The sequence below is a fragment of the Paenibacillus sp. FSL H7-0714 genome (assembly GCF_038003765.1).
Classification (GTDB): domain Bacteria; phylum Bacillota; class Bacilli; order Paenibacillales; family Paenibacillaceae; genus Paenibacillus_AQ.
Genome location: NZ_JBBOPT010000001.1, coordinates 398,398 through 417,111, shown reverse-complemented (window position 1 = coordinate 417,111; position 18,714 = coordinate 398,398). Strand labels below are relative to the sequence as shown.

The following is an 18,714-nucleotide window of genomic DNA, read 5'->3' as shown; positions in this document are numbered from 1 at the left end:
AGCAGATTCTTATTCCGGAAAGCGGATAAGTAGATGCTGCTCTTCTCTTTACAATAAACTTTGTCGAATTTATTGATATTTGCTATACTAATAACAAAAATTACGGAGGGGCGTCAGCATAGTGCCACAAAATATGGGCCAACGTATCCAGCATCTCCGCCTAGAAAAGGGATTGTCCCTATCTGAGCTTGCGGACAGAGCGGATGTTGCTAAGTCGTATCTTAGCAATGTGGAGAGAAACATCCAATCCAATCCTTCAATCCAGTTTATCGAAAAGATCGCCGATGCGCTTCAGGTATCCATCCACGCTTTGCTCTATGGAGAACCTAATGATGCTGAGGAGTCACCTTTAGATTCGGAATGGTTCCGATTGGTGCAGGAAGCTATGGCCTCAGGCATAAGCAAACGCGAATTCAAGGAGTTTCTGGACTACCAGAAATGGCGCCTTGATCAGAAGGATTAATATTCCACCTGACCTGATAAGATCCTCTTCTACTCATACTATTAAACATAAGCGCCTTCGCCTCCTAACATGGATTGCGAAGGCGTTTTATATTCTAGTAAAATATAAGGACTATTTATCTTGTATACTTTCTTATATACCGAAAAAGGGCCCAGCGAGTTATCGCTGGGCCCTTTTTCAAAATATAACGCACTAAATGTATTACTGCACGGCTTGCACAGTCTTCTCATGAAAGAAGCGACGAATTTCATCTGCTTTTATGCCAGCCTTCTTAGCTGCTAATAATAAATGGACCCACTCTACGTCTAGATCAATGACCTGCTGTTCTCTGTTGCTTCCCTGGTTGGACTTGTCCAAAAAATCTCCTCCTAAGATTTTAGTCCCCAGGCAATCCGGCTGTCATAGTATTTCTACCTTAGACCCGCGACTTTGTGCCCCTGCCTTTCGGCAGGTTTACCTTTTACTGGACCCTTTACACGAAAGGATCTACTTTGAAATATATGAAAATCGCTAACTGCAATAACATTATACTATACTAAAGTGGAAAAGTGTGTCGATTTCTGATTAGTTTTTCCATTAAAAAACAAAAAATAGAAGCGCTTTTGTGCGATATCTTGTCCTATTAACACGATACTCGTCCCATTCATAAAATTAATTAAGCCAATATAATGATACTTCCTTCCCTATTAGTTAAAAATAAGGATATTAGAATCATTTTAGTGGGCCTTAGGAATGGGTAATGAGAAGAAACAGCGTTCTTTTCATTAGAACAAGCTAACCCATACCATTTTGCGAACGTATTGGACGAAAGAATGAATTGATTACACGTGTGGAAAGTAGCACAATAAGATGAGAAATGAAACCGCAATCATCACAGCTCCAGTAAGCGTTGACACAAAATGTCACGTATGGAGTTCATCCGTTAAGGAGGATGTATTCATGGCAGCCAAAGAGCCCTATAACGAATCCATTTGGAGTAAGTATTACGGACCCAATTTAGGCTACATTCAAGAAAGATATGAACAGTTTGTGAAAGATCCTTCCACCGTAGAGAATAATTATCGCGAGCTTTTTACAAATTCGGGTCCCCCACCCCTAACACCGGATAGCGAACCGGCTCCACAGCCTCGCATTTCGGGAGACACCGAATGGCTTAGAAAGGCAGTAAGAGCTTCCAAGCTAATCGCTAATATTCGTATATATGGCCATATGGCCGCTGATATTGATCCGCTTGAGCGCGATCACAATCCCATGGCTAAATATCTTGAACTCGAAACCTATGAGCTGACTCGTGAGGATCTGCTCGCACTACCTGCCACGCTCATTTGGGAGAATGCGCCGAATGATGTGCATACCGGATGGGATGCAGTTCAGCGTATGCGTCAGGCTTACACCAAGACAATCGCCTATGAATTCGGGCATGTGCATGAAGAACAAGAACTGAAATGGTTGAACAGACAGGCAGAATCCACAAGCTCACCAGCGCCTTTAAATAATGCAGAACGTAAAGAGCTGCTAAACCGCCTGATCCAAGTAGAGCAATTCGAAACCTTCCTTCACAAAACCTTTGTGGGTCAGAAGCGTTTCAGCTTGGAAGGCAATGACGCTCTCGTACCGATGCTGGATGAAATCGTACGCGCTGCTGCGCATGACGGCGCAGAGCATATTCTGATGGGCATGGCGCATCGTGGTCGCCTCAACGTTCTTGCACATATTTTGGGCAAACCTTATGACATTATATTTTCAGAGTTTCATCATTCTCCGAACAAGGAGCTGTTCCCTTCCGAAGGCTCTACAGGCATTAACTATGGCTGGACGGGTGATGTGAAATACCATCTGGGTGCAGATCGCGCTGTCCGTGAAGGAGAAACCGTACGCACAAGAATAACACTAGCGAATAACCCAAGTCACTTGGAATTCGTCAATCCTGTCGTGGAAGGCTTCACTCGTGCTGCTCAAGAAGATCGGAGCACAGCCGGATTGCCGAAGATTGATACCAGTAAAGCTATGGCGGTACTGATGCATGGCGATGCTGCTTTTCCAGGTGAAGGGATTGTTGCAGAAACACTTAATATTGGCAAACTTCAAGGTTATCAGAATGGCGGGACGATCCATATCATTGTTAATAACCGGATCGGCTTTACGACAGAAAGCGAAGACTCCCGTTCAACGCATTATGCGAGTGACATCGCCAAAGGATATGAAATTCCAATTATCCATGTCAATGCTGATGATCCTGAGGCCTGTATATCAGCAGTTCGTTTAGCTAGTGCATATCGCAATCAATTCAAAAAAGATTTCGTTATTGATCTCATCGGCTATCGTCGTCATGGACATAACGAAATGGATGATCCTGAAACTACACAACCTATCGTGTACGGTAAGGTACGCAATCATCCAACCGTTTACAAGGTGTACGCGGAGCGGCTACAGCGTGAAAAAATTCTTACAGCTGAAGATGTACAAAAGATGCACGTTGAAACAGAAGGCGTATTGCAACGTGCGTACGATAGTATGAAGGAAGGCAATCACAAGAAAAAAGAACCAAAAGCCTTCATTCCTCTTCATACAGATCGCTCAGCGGCAGGCACTACAGCCGTACCGATCTCCAGTCTGCAAGAGATTAATCGTGAGCTACTGAGCGTACCTGATGGATTCCAAGTCTATCCGAAACTGGAGCGAATTCTGCAGCGTCGCAAGGACGCACTGAATGAGGGTGAAAAGGTCGACTGGGCACTCGCTGAGTCCCTCGCCTTCGCAACCATCCTGAAGGATGGAACGCCAATTCGACTTAGCGGTCAGGATGCACAGCGCGGCACCTTCGCACACCGCCATCTGGTGCTGCACGACAGCAAGACAGGAGAATTATTCTCTCCGCTTCATCAGCTAAGTAATTCTCGCGCTTCCTTTGGCGTATATAACAGTCCGCTATCTGAAGCTTCTGTGCTAGGCTTTGAGTATGGTTATAATGTGTTCGCACCAGAAACCTTCGTCATCTGGGAAGCACAATATGGCGACTTCGCCAATGCAGGTCAGGTTATATTTGATCAGTTCATTGCCGCTGGACGTGCGAAATGGACGCAGCGCAGCAATCTCGTCGTCATGTTACCGCATGGCTACGAGGGACAGGGACCCGAGCATTCCAGTGGTAGATTGGAACGCTTCCTACAGTTATCCGCGGAAGAGAACTGGACCGTTGCTAACTTGACCACTGCTTCTCAATATTTCCATGTCTTGCGGCGCCAAGCTGCTTTATGTGGACAGGAAGACGCTAAACCACTGGTGATTATGACGCCGAAGAGTCTCATTCGTAATCCGCGCAGCACATCTGCCGGAACTGAGCTCGCTTCCGGACAATTCCAGCCTGTGTTAGCTGAGCCTCTGCTAGGCCAGAAGCCAGGTGAGGTCAAACGTCTAGTAGTCTGCAGCGGTAAAGTAGCTATCGACATCCAAACAGAGCTAGAAGCTGCTTCAGACAAAGATTGGTCATGGCTACATGTACTGCGCTTAGAGCAACTCTATCCGTTCCCAGAACATGAACTGAGTGCTCACTTAAGCTCCTTCACATCCCTTCAGGAAATTGTCTGGGTGCAAGAAGAGCCGAAGAATATGGGCGGATGGAGTTATACCGAACCTCGGTTACGGGCCATCGCACCGCAAAACACTAGCGTGAGATATATCGGACGTCCTGAACGTTCCAGTCCTGCGAGTGGTTATGCAGATGTTCATAGCTTTGAACAGCGTAGAATTGTTTCAGAGGCCCTAAAAGCAAATTCACAAGTACAAACAGCTGTACCGTCCTCTTAAGAGGACGGTATCACAATAGCGTAAACCATTATGTTTGGGGAGGTAACGGCCTGTGTCAGAAATCTTAGTACCCGATCTGGGAGAATCTATATCCGAAGGAACCATCTACAAATGGCTGGTTAAAGAAGGCGACACGGTAGGTCAAGGTGATGTGCTTGCTGAGTTAGAGACGGATAAAGTGAATTTGGAAATTAGTGCGGAGGTGGAGGGTGTCATCTCCTCCATCCTACGTCAAGCGGGCGAGAACGTAGCCGTTGGCGAAGCCATCGGCATCATTGGAGCCGCTAGCGGCAGTACACCGCAGGCCGCTGAGAGCAAAGCGCCTGAAGCGGCACCGGCAAGCGGCAGCGCAGCAGCCGCACCTGTAGCAGCGCCCGAAGTCGCTGTAGCGGGTGGCGAAAGCCCCGCTGCACTGGCATCGCCGGGCGCACGCAAGCTGGCACGGGAGCGCGGCATCGACCTCGGCGATGTTAGCGCCCGTGATCCTATCGGCCGGATTGGTCAGGCCGATGTGTCGGGTCATGGTGCAGCAGCGCCACAGGCCGCTGCACCGGTAGCTCCGGCGGCACAAGCCAAGCCGGAGCCAGCGAAGCCGGCTGCGAGCAAAGCCGCGCCGGAGGATGGCAAGAACGTGGAGCGCAAGCGCATGTCGCGCAGACGGCTCACGATTGCCAGCCGCTTGGTAGAAGCGCAGCAGACCGCAGCCATGCTGACCACCTTCAACGAGGTGGACATGACAGCGATCCTCGACATCCGCAAGCGCCGCAAGGATGCTTTTAAAGAGAAGCATGAAGTAGGACTAGGCTTCATGTCCTTCTTCACCAAAGCCGTGATCGGTGCGTTGAAGACCTACCCACTGCTGAATGCAGAGATTGACGGTGAAGATCTGATCGTTAAGAAATTCTACGATATCGGTATTGCCGTTGCAGCTAAGGAAGGTCTGGTGGTTCCGGTTGTCCGTGACGCAGATCGCCTTAGTTTCCCGGAAATCGAACGTCAGATTGGCGAACTCGCTTCCAAGGCACGCGCTAATACACTTAGTCTCTCCGAGCTTCAAGGCGGTACGTTCACTATCACCAACGGCGGTGTATTCGGTTCCCTATTATCCACCCCGATTCTGAATACCCCTCAAGTAGGTATTCTAGGGATGCATAAGATTCAATTGCGTCCAATTGCACTGGATGAAGAAAGAACCGTTAACCGTCCAATGATGTATATCGCCCTTTCCTACGATCACCGGATCGTTGACGGCTCTGAAGCGGTTAGCTTCCTTGTCAAAGTGAAGGAATTACTGGAAGATCCAGAAGCACTGCTGCTGGAAGGCTAACCCTGATCGATCTTTCGACTTAAGAATATAAAGAAGGTATCCCTAAAGCTTCGCATTAGGGGTACCTTCTTTTATATCTGAATCAACTCTCCCATATCCTCTTCCTTAATTGCATTCTCTACAACTAAAATCCGTAAAAACGTTTATTTCCACTAATCTAACCAGCAATAGCTGTATTAAATACAACTACAGGGCTTATATAAACGTATTAGTTAACTTTAATTGTACAAAGTACAACTAACTTAGCGCATGCAACTACAAAACTACAAGAATCTACTTCAGCAGCTCCCCAGCCACCTGCAGAAATTGCTCCTTACTCAAAATCTTATCTCCGTAGCTGCTGAGTGTATAATACGCATCCTGCTTCTCGTTATACCAATTCAGATAATCGTAGCTGACCTCTTCCTTCACTACTTTGTTATAGATCACTTCTGTGCCTGCCACCATAATCTTATCCGCTTGATTCTCCGGTTCTTGCTCCACGAACACTTTCCCGCCACGCATGATCGATGCAGAGATACCTATATGAGCGTTATCCTTGGAATAAGTAGCGCTTATCCATCCGGGCTCCGACCACGGTATAGCCATCATGAATAACTTACCGCTCCCCCTCTCTTTATTGGCTTGGGCAGTAAGATCTTCTAACGTCTCCTGATATAGAGAACTTTTCTTCTCCGCATCCGTAGTCGGATGATTAGGGTTTATAACCCCATATTCAAAAGCATACCCTGCTGCCAATGCAGGAAGCATCGGCGCCCCTGTCCGTTTGATTTCCTTCAAAAAATCAGAATATGCGCCTATCCGCTGCTCTTTATACTTAAAGGACAATTCTGTTGCCAAGGCTGCTGCACCTGCATTATTGTTCACAAGATAGGCGATCAATTCTCCCGGTTTAGCGAAAGCATCTACTTTCTGTGCATACTTATCATAGGAGGCTACTCCTGCAGATTCATTCGGCGCAACATGCTGAACCTTTACTACGCCTTCACTATTGCGGATCTGTATATATTCCGCTGCAGCATAAGCTGTCACTGAGATCATCAGGAACAAGGCTAACATACTGGCAATTGTCGTTGTTTTATTCATCGTCTTCAGCGAGAGCGAGAATGATCGCTTTTGCTCTGATATGCCACGGATATGTCCCATAACCTTCTCTTCTACATCGATCTCACCCAGAAGTTCATTCCCGGCTGAGGCATAAATTATATTTTGGTATTCATCGCTGATTGTGGTTCGTTCCATCTGATCTCCTCCTCCAATTTCATAGCTTCCTGCACCTTCCGCTTGATCCGATTCATTCTCTTCGTCAGTGCATTGGGACTGACCCCAAGAATTTCGCTTATCTCCGCATAAGTTTTTTCCTCGAACACCCGCAGAATAAGCATATTCCTCTCTTCCAGCGACAACTGTGCTAAAGCGGCTGACAATGAGGGATTAAACAACCGATCATCCAGCTCTTGTTCAGGACTTGCAGACATAAATTCAGGCTTGAAGATACTCATGACTCGCTTTTGCAAATGCCGTCTGCGCAGCAGGTTTAAGCAATGATGATACGCGATTCGATAGAGCCATGCCGAGAAATGCATCTGCGACTTGTATTGATGGATAGATTGATAGCCTTTTACCAAAATATCCTGAACTGCGTCCTCCGCATCCTGCTTGTTTTCTAACAAACGATAGCAATAGTGGTAGATTGGCGTTTGGAAAGCTCTAACGATAAAAGCATACCGTTCGATATTGCCCTTTTGAATACTAATGATGAACTCTTCCAGCTCCTTTGGGTCTAGCGAATCCTGTGGCGTTGTAAGCACCTCCTTAACCTTTATATCTTCTATAACACTTGGGCAGCGAAAAAAGTGCCTATGCAAACCGAACTATTCTCCCAAATTCACTCCAATTATACACATGTAGAGGCTAATAAGAGCTATACAGTCCGTAACCCTAGCAGAATGAGCCAAAAATCAATAATAGCTGCAATACGGACCGTGTTTCTGTAATATTCTCCAATGAGTAATTCATTCTGAATTCAGATCACCTTAGTTTTTTTGTTTCACATGCTCCACGGACTACTGCCCGCCAATAGAAAAAAGACGTACAACTGTTGTCAGTTTGTACGTCTTTGTTTAATTTATTGTCTTTTTACCTTTAAGCCGTCCGTTCTGTAGCTTTGAGCCGAAGCGCTTTCTTCTCTTTCGCTTTCTCCACCGGAGGTTTTAGCGAAATCGCGATGATACAGGCCAGAAGACACAAGAGACCAAAGATCACGAAGGTAGGTTTAAACCCGCCCAGGAAGACGGCGATGAACGAACCGGAAAGGGCTCCAATACCGAAACCTTGATATACGATTCCATAGTTCTTACTGTGATTCTTAAGACCAAAGAAGTCACTGACAATTGCCGGGAACACTGTAATGTTACCCCCGAAGCAGAATGCAATGGCAGCTACACAAGTGAAGAACAGTCCGAAATTCAGCGTCGCATAGCTAAGGGTCAACATAGCGGCTGCCGTTACTGCAAGCGAAGCGCCAACCAGCTTCAAACGGCTCATTTTGTCAGACAAGGCACCCAAGATCAAACGTCCTGCTGTATTAAAAATTGCGATCATCGCTACGGCATTAGCTGCCGTCTGTACATCAAGTCCAGCCAGCTGCACACCGATGTCTTTTACAATACCGATCAAATACAAACCACACATACAAGCGGTAAAGAAAATAATGAATAACAGATAAGCTTCTTTCGTGCGTAGCATTTCTTTTACCGTGTAGTCTTTTGGTTTAGCGATAGTCGATGTTGCTGTTGCACCCAGTGATGCCGCTTGTACTGGAGCTTCTCTGACGAGTAAGGAACCGATTACAATCATCACCATAACAATCATGCCCCAATACATAAACGTATTAGACACACCCACCGAGTCGATCAAACTACCATTGATATATTTAAAAATCAAGCTTCCCGTTCCGTAAGCACCCACGGACACACCGGAGATTAAGCCTTTATTATTCGGAAACCATTTAATTAAGTTAGATAATGAAGTGATATAAGCTGTTCCGTCTGCAAAACCAACGATTACACCAGCCAATACATAGAACATTAGAAGCGAATTCGCCTGAGAGCTAAGAATCAATCCTAGACCAAGCACAATCCCTGCGGCGGCAGTTAACCGACGAAGACCAAAACGATCCTGCAATTTCCCTGCGAACAAAGTCGCAAAAGCGAGTGCAAAGCTCGTGATCGAAAACGTAATCGAAACAGAATTAAGCTCCCACCCGAATTTTGTTACCAGATGTGCATTGAACAAGCTCCATGTATAAATGGTACCTAGACCCATCTGCATAATTACTGTTCCTAATACGATAAGCCACCGTTTGGCGTTTTTGTTGTCCATCGTCGAAGTCATGGTCTATTCCTTCTTTCCCTCTCGTGATCTGCTACAAGAGCTTCTATTGCCTCTTTATTGTAGCTAAACCAGCGGATGTTGAGAGAAATCTGGCATGAGATGACGAAAATGAAGAATGAACTGCATTTATAGGCGCATGATCTGCCTGAATTCCTTTACCTTGCTTCGACTTACCGGCACCTCAAACTCCAAATCATGCAGGCGCAGCAAGTATGTATTGTTGAACCAAGGGATGATTTCCTTGATTTTGGACAGGTTAACGATATAGGAACGATGGCAGCGAAAAAAACGATCCTCCGGCAGTCGATTATAAAAATCGCTGATGCTGAGCGCCATACTATACTCCTCACCTTTAGTTATTACGCTCGTACTTTTCTCTTGTGCGGAGGCGTAATAAATATCATCAGCATTCACTACGATAATCTTTTCATTTTTCCACAGATTCACTTTATCACTAACTGGATTACGTTCCTCTTCCCCCTGTCTTCCGCGAGCAGCGAACGCCCCCTCTAGCTTGTGCAGCATAGCCTTAATACGAACCTCACTGTAGGGTTTAAGAATATAGTCAAACGCTTCAATCTCAAATGCCTCGGCGGCATGCTCCTTATACGCAGTAATAAACACTATATAAGGTTTTACCGAGAATCTGCTAATATTCTGAGCCAGCAGTACTCCGTCGATCGAGGGTATGTTAATGTCTAGAAAAATCACATCTACCGTCTCAACCTGTAAAAATTTGAGTGCATCCAGCCCATCTTCAAATTGTGCGGCAATGTCGATCCCACTGTGAGTTTCTATTAAATAAGCCAGTTCCTGTCTTGCTAGCTCTTCATCCTCCACGATAATTGCTCTCATAGACCCTCCTTTTTGACATCAAAATAAATGTTCGTCCCTTTATCGAGCCTCTGAATCGTAAGACCAGTTCCATAGATGAGCTTGACCCGTTGATGTACATTAAACAGTCCGATCTTATTCTCCGGCATATCGCCAGCATAGACCTTCTCTATGGTTTCTTTGCTGATGCCAGCTCCGGTATCCCGAATGCCAACTCGCACATTATCGCCTTGATCTTTTACAGAAATCGTTACGGTTCCCGTCCCTCGTACCTTCAGTATGCCATGTATGATCGCATTCTCTACAAGCGGCTGAATGATCAGACTCGGAATCCGAACCTGAACCTCATCAATATCATAGAGGACATTAAGCCGGCTTCCGAAGCGCGCTTTTTCAATCTCTACGTATTGTTGAACCTGTTGCAGCTCGCGCTTAATATCAATGAATTCATCCGTTAGCTCCAGATTGTATCTCATATAACCGGACAGATTCACGATCAGCTCGCGCGCCTTATCCGGGTTAATCCGAATCGAGGACGCAATCGCGTTCAGCGCATTGAACAGAAAGTGTGGGTTAATGCTTGTCTGCAGCGCCTTTAGCTCTGCTTTGTTCGCCATTTCTTTAATGCCCTCAACCCGCGATACTTCCATTAGCGTAGAGATCATTTGCGACAAGCCTACAGCCATAGCTTGTAGAGAATAAGTGATCTTGTGGGCTCTGGTGTAATAGATTTTGAGCGCTCCCGTCACTTCGCCTTTTTCCTTCAATGGAATAATAATCAGCGATTTAATCTCTGGATTCACATAATCACTATCGTCGTTACGGATCGTAATTTCACCACTGGACAACGTCACCTTAGTTTCTTCACTTATAATTTCATTGGTCGTAGTATAGTCCTCTTCCCCAACACCAACGTAAGCGAGAATAAGTCTTGTATCCGAAATAGCTACAGCGTCTGCACCGATATCTTCTTTGATAATTTGGCAGATGGTACGAAGCGACTCGGGATTAATATTGCGAAAATAAGGCAAGGTCTTATTGGCAATATCCAGTGCCAGCTTGGACTGCTTCGCCGCAATCCGTTCCTTTTCACCTTCCACACTCTGCACTAGCATGACAATCAGACCGACACTAATCTGGCTCATAATCATCGGAAAAGCAATTTTGGACACGATATCCACACCCAGCGACGACGGTTCGGCCATCACTAGAATGAGCAGCATCGTCAGGGCTTCACAGGCCATCCCGGCCAAAATACCGGCCATCCAGCGACGTTCACCAGAAGTGCGGCGGTATATTACCCCTGACACAATCCCTGCGGTAATACTCGTAATCAGACAAGGAAGAGAGGTTACCCCTCCGATATCAATTAAAAAACGGTGAACCCCTGAGATGATGCCTGTTATGAGTCCTACCCATGGCCCGAACAAAATCCCACCAGACACGATGGCGATAATTCGTACATTCACAAGCGAGCCTTCCACATTAATGCCACTATAGGTACCGAAGATGGCAAATAAACTGAATATCGTCGTCGCTATGGCAAGCTCCTGCGGGGCGTAGGTTCCTTTTTGAAAAATCTCTTTAAACCGCGGCAGACGAGTCAGCACGAACAGACACATCAGCAGTAGTGCAGCTCTTTCGAATAATTGCAGTAAAATCGTAAACGTATATTGCACGGTCTCCGCCTCCAAAGGACTAGATGTCGACTTATTATAAAGATAGTTCATGCCTCTGTCCATTCAGCCTATCCTTTAATACCTCTATTGAAACTCTTGTTGTATGATATGAACAGAATAAAAACATACATATACGGAGTTGGGCAGTTTGCAAATATTAGAACACGAGGCAGATATCATACAGCTTGTACAAAATGATCCCTGGATGATGGATATATTAGAAAATGCTAGATCGCTGCAGTTACCTGACTGGTGGGTTTGCGCTGGCTTTGTGCGTGCAAAAATTTGGGACACCCTTCATGGCTTCGAAGAACGGACACCTTTGCCAGATGTTGATGTTATTTATTATGACGACAGCAATCTTCAAGAGGAAGTGGAGAAGGATTGGGAGGCGAAGCTAAGAGATTTAAACCCCAATGTTCCCTGGTCTGTTAAAAATGAAGCAAGAATGCATACCGTCAATCAACTTCCACCTTATACATCAGCTGTTGATGCGATATCCAAGTTTCCGGAAACCGCCACAGCACTTGGACTCTCCTTAGATCCAACAGGTAAAATCATCCTAGTCGCTCCACACGGAATTTCCGATGTTATTCATGTAGTATTACGACCTACCCCACATTTTACTGAAAACCCGAGCTTACTCCCTATTTATGAACAACGCGTTATTAAAAAGAACTGGCAGGCGACGTGGAAACAGTTGCAGATCAGCACTACCTAAAATAACAAAAAGCAAGCCCCTAATATAGCAGGGCTTGCTTTTCTGGTTTTATTACACCGCCAAATCGATACCTACTACACCAACGACATCTCCCTGACGATTCTTAATCGCTCTGGATAATGTAACACAAGAACGCTTCGTAATCGCTGATACATAAGGCTTCGAGACATATTCACCTTCATTTATGGCCCCATTCCACCAATCACGTCGCTTGGCATTCAAGAGGCCAGCCGCTGGCTCAGAATAGATAAAGGTCCCATCCGTCCGATTGGACCAAATGGCTTGTACATCCGGATTTTTTTTAATGTAAGAGGTCAAAATACCTTGATGAACTTCAGTATCTGGGTCGTACAGTTCTTCCTTAGCTGAAATTGTCTCCAAGAGACTCTGCATTTCTTTAAGCCGGGCAGCATATTGGCTCATCTCGATTTCTTCTCGGGCTGCTATGCTGGTAACCGATTGCTGCAACGATTGCGACTCCGCTAACAGATTAGCACTGACTTCGTTCAGCTGCCCGATCTGGCTCCGCTGCCGTGTCACCTGTTCCAGCGTAAGATCGACATTGGCAATCGTCTCATTCACGATAGCCACTGCCCCACTCAGCTCCGTCGTCACTTCAACAATCAGCTTGCCCTGCTTCGCGGCAGCATCGATGGTTTCTGTTACGGCGCTGCCTACCTCATCGACTCTCGACGCGATATCATCGAGTCGAAGCTTCACAGTGCCGACCTCGTTCACCCCACGTTCCACTGAAGCTTGCTCTTTCGTCACGGATTCCAGCACCTGCTGTACTCCGTTATTAATGTCGAGCAAGATGCCAGAGGAACGGTCTACCGAGCTCTTGCTTTGATCAGCCAGCTGCCGAATCCGGCTGGCCACCACCGCAAATCCGCGGCCCTGTTCCCCGGCCCGGGCCGCTTCTATAGAAGCATTAAGCGCTAGCAGTGAGGTCTCATCCACAATTCCGTTAATAAGCGTATTGATCTCTTCTACCATCGCAATATGATTACTCAAGATAGTAAACTTAGCTAACATGTCCCCGCTCTGCATCTGTAAATCCTTCATCACAGCATCTGCGATGCTCAAGGAATCAACCATGGTTGTCATTCCCTGACGAGCATATTTCATATTTGACCCCAGTCTCTCCGTCAACTCTTCGATATGTGCTGTAACGGATGCTACTCCGCCCATTGTCTGATAAGCACCTTCAATATTAGCTTTAGCTTCGTTACTGCGAATCCGCAAATCCATCTCGTATTCATGTGAATAATCTGCTGTCCGCTGCAGCTCTTCTGTATGACGACTGATTTCTTCGAGTGCACCATGCAGTCGGTCCGAAGTAACTACAATCTCATTGCCAAGCAGCTCAACTTTATTCTGCGACTCCTTCAGCAGCGCTTCTTTGCGGTAACCGTAGCGGGACAAATTTAGTAGGACCCAGCCTAGAGAAGCCATAAGCAGGATGATTACCAGCTTATGAATCCAGAACATGTCTATCAACAAACTGTAAACACTGACAAGGAGCAACAGGACGACTACAAAAATCTGGCTTCGACGAATCTGCATCATTATTCCCACTCCACTCGATTGATGTTATGTATTCTAACATTATATCAGCAGAGTTAATTAAAGGAAATACTTTCTATACTATTCCTTTTCGATCAGTCTTTCCACACGCAAATCCATATCCCTGGAGGACTTACACCAACGTAACCGTAATATACGAATATATTTGGAGATAATTGGTCGAGAGGGAATCCGTAATTATTGTCGAATATATAAGCAAATTGCCACTGGAAAAGAGGAACACATTATGCATACTACATCTCAAACTCCTCGTCAGACCCATTGGAATCGCGTGCTGCTTAATGCATTCTGGATCATCCTGATTGTGGATTTAAGTATTCATATGTTTGTTTCTCAATGCCTATGGGGCCAACATTCGGATACCCTAACCATGGGAGAGTTTATTACTCAGTCGCTGATTCCTGATTCCATCATATTGACTTTGATCATTATTCTGGAACTTATCTATAGATGGAAACCCCTATGGTCAGAGCTAGCTATTACAGTAGCGAGCCATTTATTTGCGCTTCTGATTATCATCAATCTCAATGATGAACTGTATGTAATGTCATTAATTATGCTGCTGCCGCTGCTTGTATCCATGATCTATATGAAGTCTAGTTATATGATAGCCTCTTCTGCTGTTTGTCTACTGTACACGATCATTTTATTCATCAAGGCATCTAATCACGGATATGTCCCCATCACCCAAACTATCATTATTGTTCTTATTTTTGCCGCTACTGCTTTAGCAGGCTTTGCAGTCATCGGTCGTGGGCGTGATTTGATGCGATCGCTGGAGAACTCTGTAAAGTCAGAACAGGAATTACGCATTCAGAATATAATCATGGATCGGCTATCCAAGATCGATCCTCTGACGGACCTTTATAATCATAAGACGTTTCATGAATACTTAGGATGGCTGATCGATCATCAGCAGAGTAATCCATTTCCCATGCAGCTAGCCGTTATGGACATCGACAACTTCAAAAAAGTAAATGATTCCTATGGGCATTCCGTTGGAGATATCGTATTACAAAAGGTTGCAGCGATCCTCCTCGAGCATGTCGGTCCTGATGATTTCGCGGCTCGCTTTGGCGGGGAAGAATTTGTCGTCATTCTGACTTCTAAAACCCTTGATCATTCTCATGAGATTATGAAGCATATTCTAACGTCCATCTCCGATACCCCCTTTGCGGAAATGAACGATAAAAACGTAACCGTCAGTATCGGTATGCACGATTTTATAGGAACAGATTCCAAAAACTCTACATTTCAGAAAGCAGACGATGCACTTTACGAGGCTAAGAACACCGGGAAGAACAAAATCGTAATCAGCTAAAGACCGAACACAAGCAAAAACGCCTTCGACGTCCCTAATGGACGGTAAGCGTTTATGCGAGAAATATAATGATAATATATAGCGTGAGACTTATAAATTCTTATATTTGAACAAATAAGCCCACGGATCTTTTCACGGGCTTGTTTGTGTTCATCTGTTTGAATCTGACTGCTAAATCCCATAGCGCCTCTGTGTTTCCAAAAGCTCTACGACTGCCTGCTTCGGCACAGGTCTGCTAATCAGGTAGCCTTGAACCTTGTCGCAGCCTAATTGCTTGAGCAAATCCATTTGAATAACCTCTTCTACACCCTCTGCTACAACTTTTAGTCCCATATTATGCCCCAACTGTATAATGGACTGCACAAAAGACTGGCTGTTAGCTTTTTCTGAGAGTGAATCAATAAAGGTTTTATCCATCTTGAGCGTTGAAATCGGCAATTGCTGCAAATAGCTAAGTGATGAGTAGCCCGTTCCGAAATCATCCAAGGCGATACTAATGCCCTTAGATTTAAGAAACTGCAGCTTACCCAGAATACTCTCAAATGATTTCATAAAAATAGACTCCGTGATTTCCAGCTCAAGACAGCTTGGATTTAGGCCACTTACTGCCAGACTATCCTGTACCATCTCGATAAAATCGTTCTGGAATAGCTGAATAATCGAAATGTTGACCGATATTTTATAAGGAACACCTGTACGATCTTGAATACCTTTCATAAAAACGCAAGATTCGCGAAGCACCCATTCACCAATATCGATGATCAGTCTGGAATCCTCAGCAATTTTTATAAACGAAAGTGGAGATACAGAACCAAGCGATGGGCTGTTCCAACGAATTAAAGCTTCAAAGCCTGAGATGAATCCGGATTCGATATCCATCTGGGGCTGATAGTTCAGTTCAAATTCATTATTGTTCATTGCACTGCGCAAATGTTTCTCTATATTCATTCGTTCATTAAACGCTGTATGCATCGATTTGTCATAGACTACATAAGTTCCCTTGCCATCCTCTTTAGCACGGTACATCGCCACATCCGCATTACTCAAAATTTGCTCGGCCGTCTCCCCATCCTCTGGATAAAAGGAAATTCCGATGCTTAGCGAGACGTACAAATTACTCTCTCCTATTAAAAAGGACTGCCTGAACGCTCTCATTATACGCTCTGCCAGATTCAACACAGCCTCACGGTCCTCTGTATCCTTAATAAAAATAACAAATTCATCTCCACCTAGCCGTGAGAGCATATCTCCTTCCCGCATCAGTGACTGCAATCTCTCACTTGCCTTCCGGATGAGTACATCCCCGGATTTATGACCTAAGGTATCGTTGATGTATTTGAAATTATCTGAATCTAAAAACAGTAGTGCAAATTTCCCTCCCGGATGCTTTAGATACTTCTCCATGGTCTCCAGCAGACATAAACGGTTAGGTAAATTACTGAGCGCATCCACATAAGCCAGACGATGCATATGTTTCTGATTGTCTAGAAGCATATTATATTGTACCAGAAGCTCCTGTTGAGTAGTCGCGAGCTGCTCATAGGTCGCCCCAAGTTCTTGGTAGCTGTTGCTCAGATTAAGCTCCGCTTGCTTCCGCTCGCTGATATCAATCAAGGAGCCCATGAATAATAGAACTTCATCCTTTGGATTAACGGTAGCCTTACCCCTAACTTCAAACCACACGATTTGATTGTCTTTGGTAATCATGCGGAACTCCGTTTCGAAAATAGGTGTAACACCCTCCAGGTGATCATGTTTAAGCTTACGGGTTGAAGCTAGGTCATCGGGATGAACGATACTAAAAGCTCCCTCTTCAAACGAGTTGATTTCATCCTTCGTGTAACCTATGAGGTCATACCATCGGTCTGATAAATTAAAACGTCTCGCCTCCAAATCAAACTCCCACATATATGCACCAGAACCTTCTGTGGTGAGCCGGAAACGTCGTTCACTGATTTGAAGCCTATTAAATTGTTCCTGTAGATCGACCTCTGTCGCTGAGAGCTCTTCGTATGTAGCTTCCAATTCCCTATAACTTAGCTGTAGCCTCAGCTCATTTTGTTTACGATTATCGATATCCACACCTACAAGTACAAAGATATCGGCTGCTTGCTTATCAAGTCCTTTTAATAAGGCTGTCCGGAATGAAAAATATCGCGCTTCAGATGACTGGTCTGGGAGCTTAATTTCTACGTTGTTAACATATTCATTCCGTATTGCCCGCATCAAAAGATCACGGATTGCAGCCGTACTACCTTCTAGACCATCGATATCCTCAATATTTACTCCCAGCACCTTTTTTTCACTTAAACCCGTCATCCGCTCAGCAAACTTGTTAAACCGCACTACCTTTTTATCTGCCTGCACCGCCCAAACTACCATACCACTATGCTCTATAACATCCTCAAAAAATTGATGCTCTGAATAAACAGCACGCCGTAAACGATTAATATTCATTTTAAGCAGGACTCCACCCAGCATAAGAAGACAGAATAGAAGGATTGCTCCGTAAACCCATCTTTTGTGGATCATGCCTTTATAATAATCAGAATGAACGAAGAAATAGTTCTGGTACAATTCTTCAAAAGCACCCGAATGCTGTAATTCCACCAATCTCTCGTTAACATAAGAAACTAACTCCGGTGTAGACTTATTGATTGCAAAAGCCACATCCCTGGGATAAAGATCATTCATTTCCTTAATAATACTGTCCGTCTTCCCCTGTTCAACGAGCAGATAATCGACCACCTCCTGATTCTCAAATAGAAGGTCAATCTCCCCTTTTTCTAAAGCCTCCAAGGCTTTAGGGATCGTTGCATATTCTACGTAATCATTAATTCCCAGTTTCCCGTTCAGTACTGTTTCAGAATACTGCCCGTTTCCTAGACCTATCTTATAACCTCCAAGCTTATTTAAATCGATCTCACCCTTAAGCCCTCGCCTTGCGTAGATTGAAATATAGCTTTTGAAAACAGGTTCCGAAAATAACAACTCTTGTTGTCGTCCTTCCGTTACTGCCATTAGACCCGCTGTTTCGATATCTCCCTGAACGAGCCGATTATATACATCAGGCCACTTCCCTGTACTGTAGTGGACATCGTAATCCTGCTTCTCAAAGATCATATTACTCAATTCAATATCAAAACCGGTCATGTACCCATCTTTTATATATTTATAAGGTGGATATTCCAGCTCTACTTGATATTCGATCTCCTTTCTTTCGGCGTGAATGGCAGTAGGAGGTAAGAGCATAAACAGAATGCTAATCAGAAGCAACAGTCTGTACTGCTTCATCGCTCATTCCCCCTTTTTACTGAATTTACAGTAATATCCTAAATGTTATTCGACAAAATATGGCAATACCCCTGCTTTTTCTTTCCTCGTCACATAATATACGCAAATCCCAGCAATGAACCCTTCCCTTTGTAATTTATATAAAATTACGGATGCTACATTTTTATATTGCTTTTTAGATAGAAAATGTGGATAATAGCAATAATGATACAAGTTGATAATGATTATCATTATTAAATAAGTTATTGATTTCACTTTACTATATTTAAGTTAAAAGGAGACTGA

At 44.7% G+C, this 18,714-nt stretch carries 13 protein-coding genes and 1 riboswitch; of the genes, 5 read left to right on the top strand and 8 right to left on the bottom strand.

Going from position 1 to position 18,714, the window contains the following annotated elements; all coding sequences use genetic code 11:
- Window positions 1-133: 133 nt before the first annotated feature.
- Entirely contained in the window at window positions 134-463 is a 330-nt protein-coding gene (locus NST34_RS01845) for a helix-turn-helix domain-containing protein (protein ID WP_042131791.1), read from the top strand.
- Between the two features lie 201 nt (window positions 464-664).
- Here the strand turns inward: NST34_RS01845 and NST34_RS01840 are convergent, their stop codons facing one another.
- Window positions 665-820, bottom strand: coding sequence for an anti-repressor SinI family protein (locus tag NST34_RS01840; protein ID WP_231573373.1), 156 nt, complete (start codon window positions 818-820; stop codon window positions 665-667).
- A gap of 26 nt (window positions 821-846) precedes the next feature.
- Window positions 847-931, bottom strand: a riboswitch (cyclic di-GMP riboswitch).
- Between the two features lie 471 nt (window positions 932-1,402).
- Here NST34_RS01840 and NST34_RS01835 point away from each other — a divergent pair.
- On the top strand, window positions 1,403-4,270 hold the full coding sequence (locus NST34_RS01835; RefSeq protein ID WP_042184285.1) for a 2-oxoglutarate dehydrogenase E1 component: 2,868 nt from the start codon (window positions 1,403-1,405) through the stop codon (window positions 4,268-4,270).
- A gap of 52 nt (window positions 4,271-4,322) precedes the next feature.
- On the top strand, window positions 4,323-5,597 hold the full coding sequence (gene odhB, locus NST34_RS01830) for a 2-oxoglutarate dehydrogenase complex dihydrolipoyllysine-residue succinyltransferase (RefSeq protein ID WP_042184283.1): 1,275 nt from the start codon (window positions 4,323-4,325) through the stop codon (window positions 5,595-5,597).
- Between the two features lie 273 nt (window positions 5,598-5,870).
- On the opposite strand, the gene NST34_RS01825 is transcribed toward odhB, so the two are convergent.
- The 5 genes from NST34_RS01825 to NST34_RS01805 all read right to left on the bottom strand — a co-directional run bounded on the left by NST34_RS01825 (window position 5,871) and on the right by NST34_RS01805 (window position 11,449).
- On the bottom strand, window positions 5,871-6,839 hold the full coding sequence (locus NST34_RS01825) for a hypothetical protein (RefSeq protein ID WP_341127016.1): 969 nt from the start codon (window positions 6,837-6,839) through the stop codon (window positions 5,871-5,873).
- The gene (locus NST34_RS01820; RefSeq protein WP_341127015.1) at window positions 6,800-7,465 is read right to left on the bottom strand and encodes an RNA polymerase sigma factor; all 666 of its coding nucleotides are present in this window, start codon (window positions 7,463-7,465) and stop codon (window positions 6,800-6,802) included. The genes NST34_RS01825 and NST34_RS01820 overlap by 40 nt, the downstream gene beginning before the upstream one ends.
- Before the next feature lie 277 nt (window positions 7,466-7,742).
- Window positions 7,743-8,981, bottom strand: coding sequence for an L-lactate MFS transporter (locus NST34_RS01815; RefSeq protein WP_341127014.1), 1,239 nt, complete (start codon window positions 8,979-8,981; stop codon window positions 7,743-7,745).
- Window positions 8,982-9,119: 138 nt separating this feature from the next.
- Complete coding sequence (locus NST34_RS01810) at window positions 9,120-9,848, bottom strand: LytR/AlgR family response regulator transcription factor (RefSeq protein WP_042184277.1); 729 nt, start codon at window positions 9,846-9,848, stop codon at window positions 9,120-9,122.
- Complete coding sequence (locus NST34_RS01805; protein WP_340975098.1) at window positions 9,845-11,449, bottom strand: sensor histidine kinase; 1,605 nt, start codon at window positions 11,447-11,449, stop codon at window positions 9,845-9,847. The genes NST34_RS01810 and NST34_RS01805 overlap by 4 nt, the downstream gene beginning before the upstream one ends.
- A gap of 262 nt (window positions 11,450-11,711) precedes the next feature.
- On the opposite strand from NST34_RS01805, the gene NST34_RS01800 reads away from it, so the two are divergent.
- Window positions 11,712-12,227 (top strand): nucleotidyltransferase family protein, encoded by a 516-nt coding sequence (locus NST34_RS01800; protein ID WP_042193171.1) that lies wholly within the window; start codon window positions 11,712-11,714, stop codon window positions 12,225-12,227.
- Window positions 12,228-12,278: 51 nt separating this feature from the next.
- On the opposite strand, the gene NST34_RS01795 is transcribed toward NST34_RS01800, so the two are convergent.
- Complete coding sequence (locus NST34_RS01795; RefSeq protein ID WP_341127013.1) at window positions 12,279-13,796, bottom strand: methyl-accepting chemotaxis protein; 1,518 nt, start codon at window positions 13,794-13,796, stop codon at window positions 12,279-12,281.
- A gap of 244 nt (window positions 13,797-14,040) precedes the next feature.
- Between NST34_RS01795 and NST34_RS01790 the strand changes: the two genes are divergently transcribed.
- Window positions 14,041-15,135, top strand: coding sequence for a GGDEF domain-containing protein (locus NST34_RS01790; RefSeq protein WP_341127012.1), 1,095 nt, complete (start codon window positions 14,041-14,043; stop codon window positions 15,133-15,135).
- 171 nt (window positions 15,136-15,306) lie between these two features.
- Here NST34_RS01790 and NST34_RS01785 read toward each other — a convergent pair whose 3' ends face one another.
- A complete protein-coding gene (locus tag NST34_RS01785; protein WP_341127011.1) occupies window positions 15,307-18,429 on the bottom strand; it encodes an EAL domain-containing protein in 3,123 nt (1,040 codons plus the stop codon).
- Window positions 18,430-18,714: the final 285 nt, after the last annotated feature.

Coding starts and splice junctions, on each gene's coding strand:
- NST34_RS01845 (WP_042131791.1), top strand. CDS start 134: ATGGGCCAACGTATCCAGCATCTCCGCCTAGAAAAGGGATTGTCCCTA.
- NST34_RS01810 (WP_042184277.1), bottom strand. CDS start 9,848: ATGAGAGCAATTATCGTGGAGGATGAAGAGCTAGCAAGACAGGAACTG.
- NST34_RS01815 (WP_341127014.1), bottom strand. CDS start 8,981: ATGGACAACAAAAACGCCAAACGGTGGCTTATCGTATTAGGAACAGTA.
- NST34_RS01790 (WP_341127012.1), top strand. CDS start 14,041: ATGCATACTACATCTCAAACTCCTCGTCAGACCCATTGGAATCGCGTG.
- NST34_RS01835 (WP_042184285.1), top strand. CDS start 1,403: ATGGCAGCCAAAGAGCCCTATAACGAATCCATTTGGAGTAAGTATTAC.
- NST34_RS01825 (WP_341127016.1), bottom strand. CDS start 6,839: ATGGAACGAACCACAATCAGCGATGAATACCAAAATATAATTTATGCC.
- NST34_RS01805 (WP_340975098.1), bottom strand. CDS start 11,449: ATGTGTCTGTTCGTGCTGACTCGTCTGCCGCGGTTTAAAGAGATTTTT.
- NST34_RS01785 (WP_341127011.1), bottom strand. CDS start 18,429: ATGAAGCAGTACAGACTGTTGCTTCTGATTAGCATTCTGTTTATGCTC.
- NST34_RS01800 (WP_042193171.1), top strand. CDS start 11,712: ATGATGGATATATTAGAAAATGCTAGATCGCTGCAGTTACCTGACTGG.
- NST34_RS01795 (WP_341127013.1), bottom strand. CDS start 13,796: ATGATGCAGATTCGTCGAAGCCAGATTTTTGTAGTCGTCCTGTTGCTC.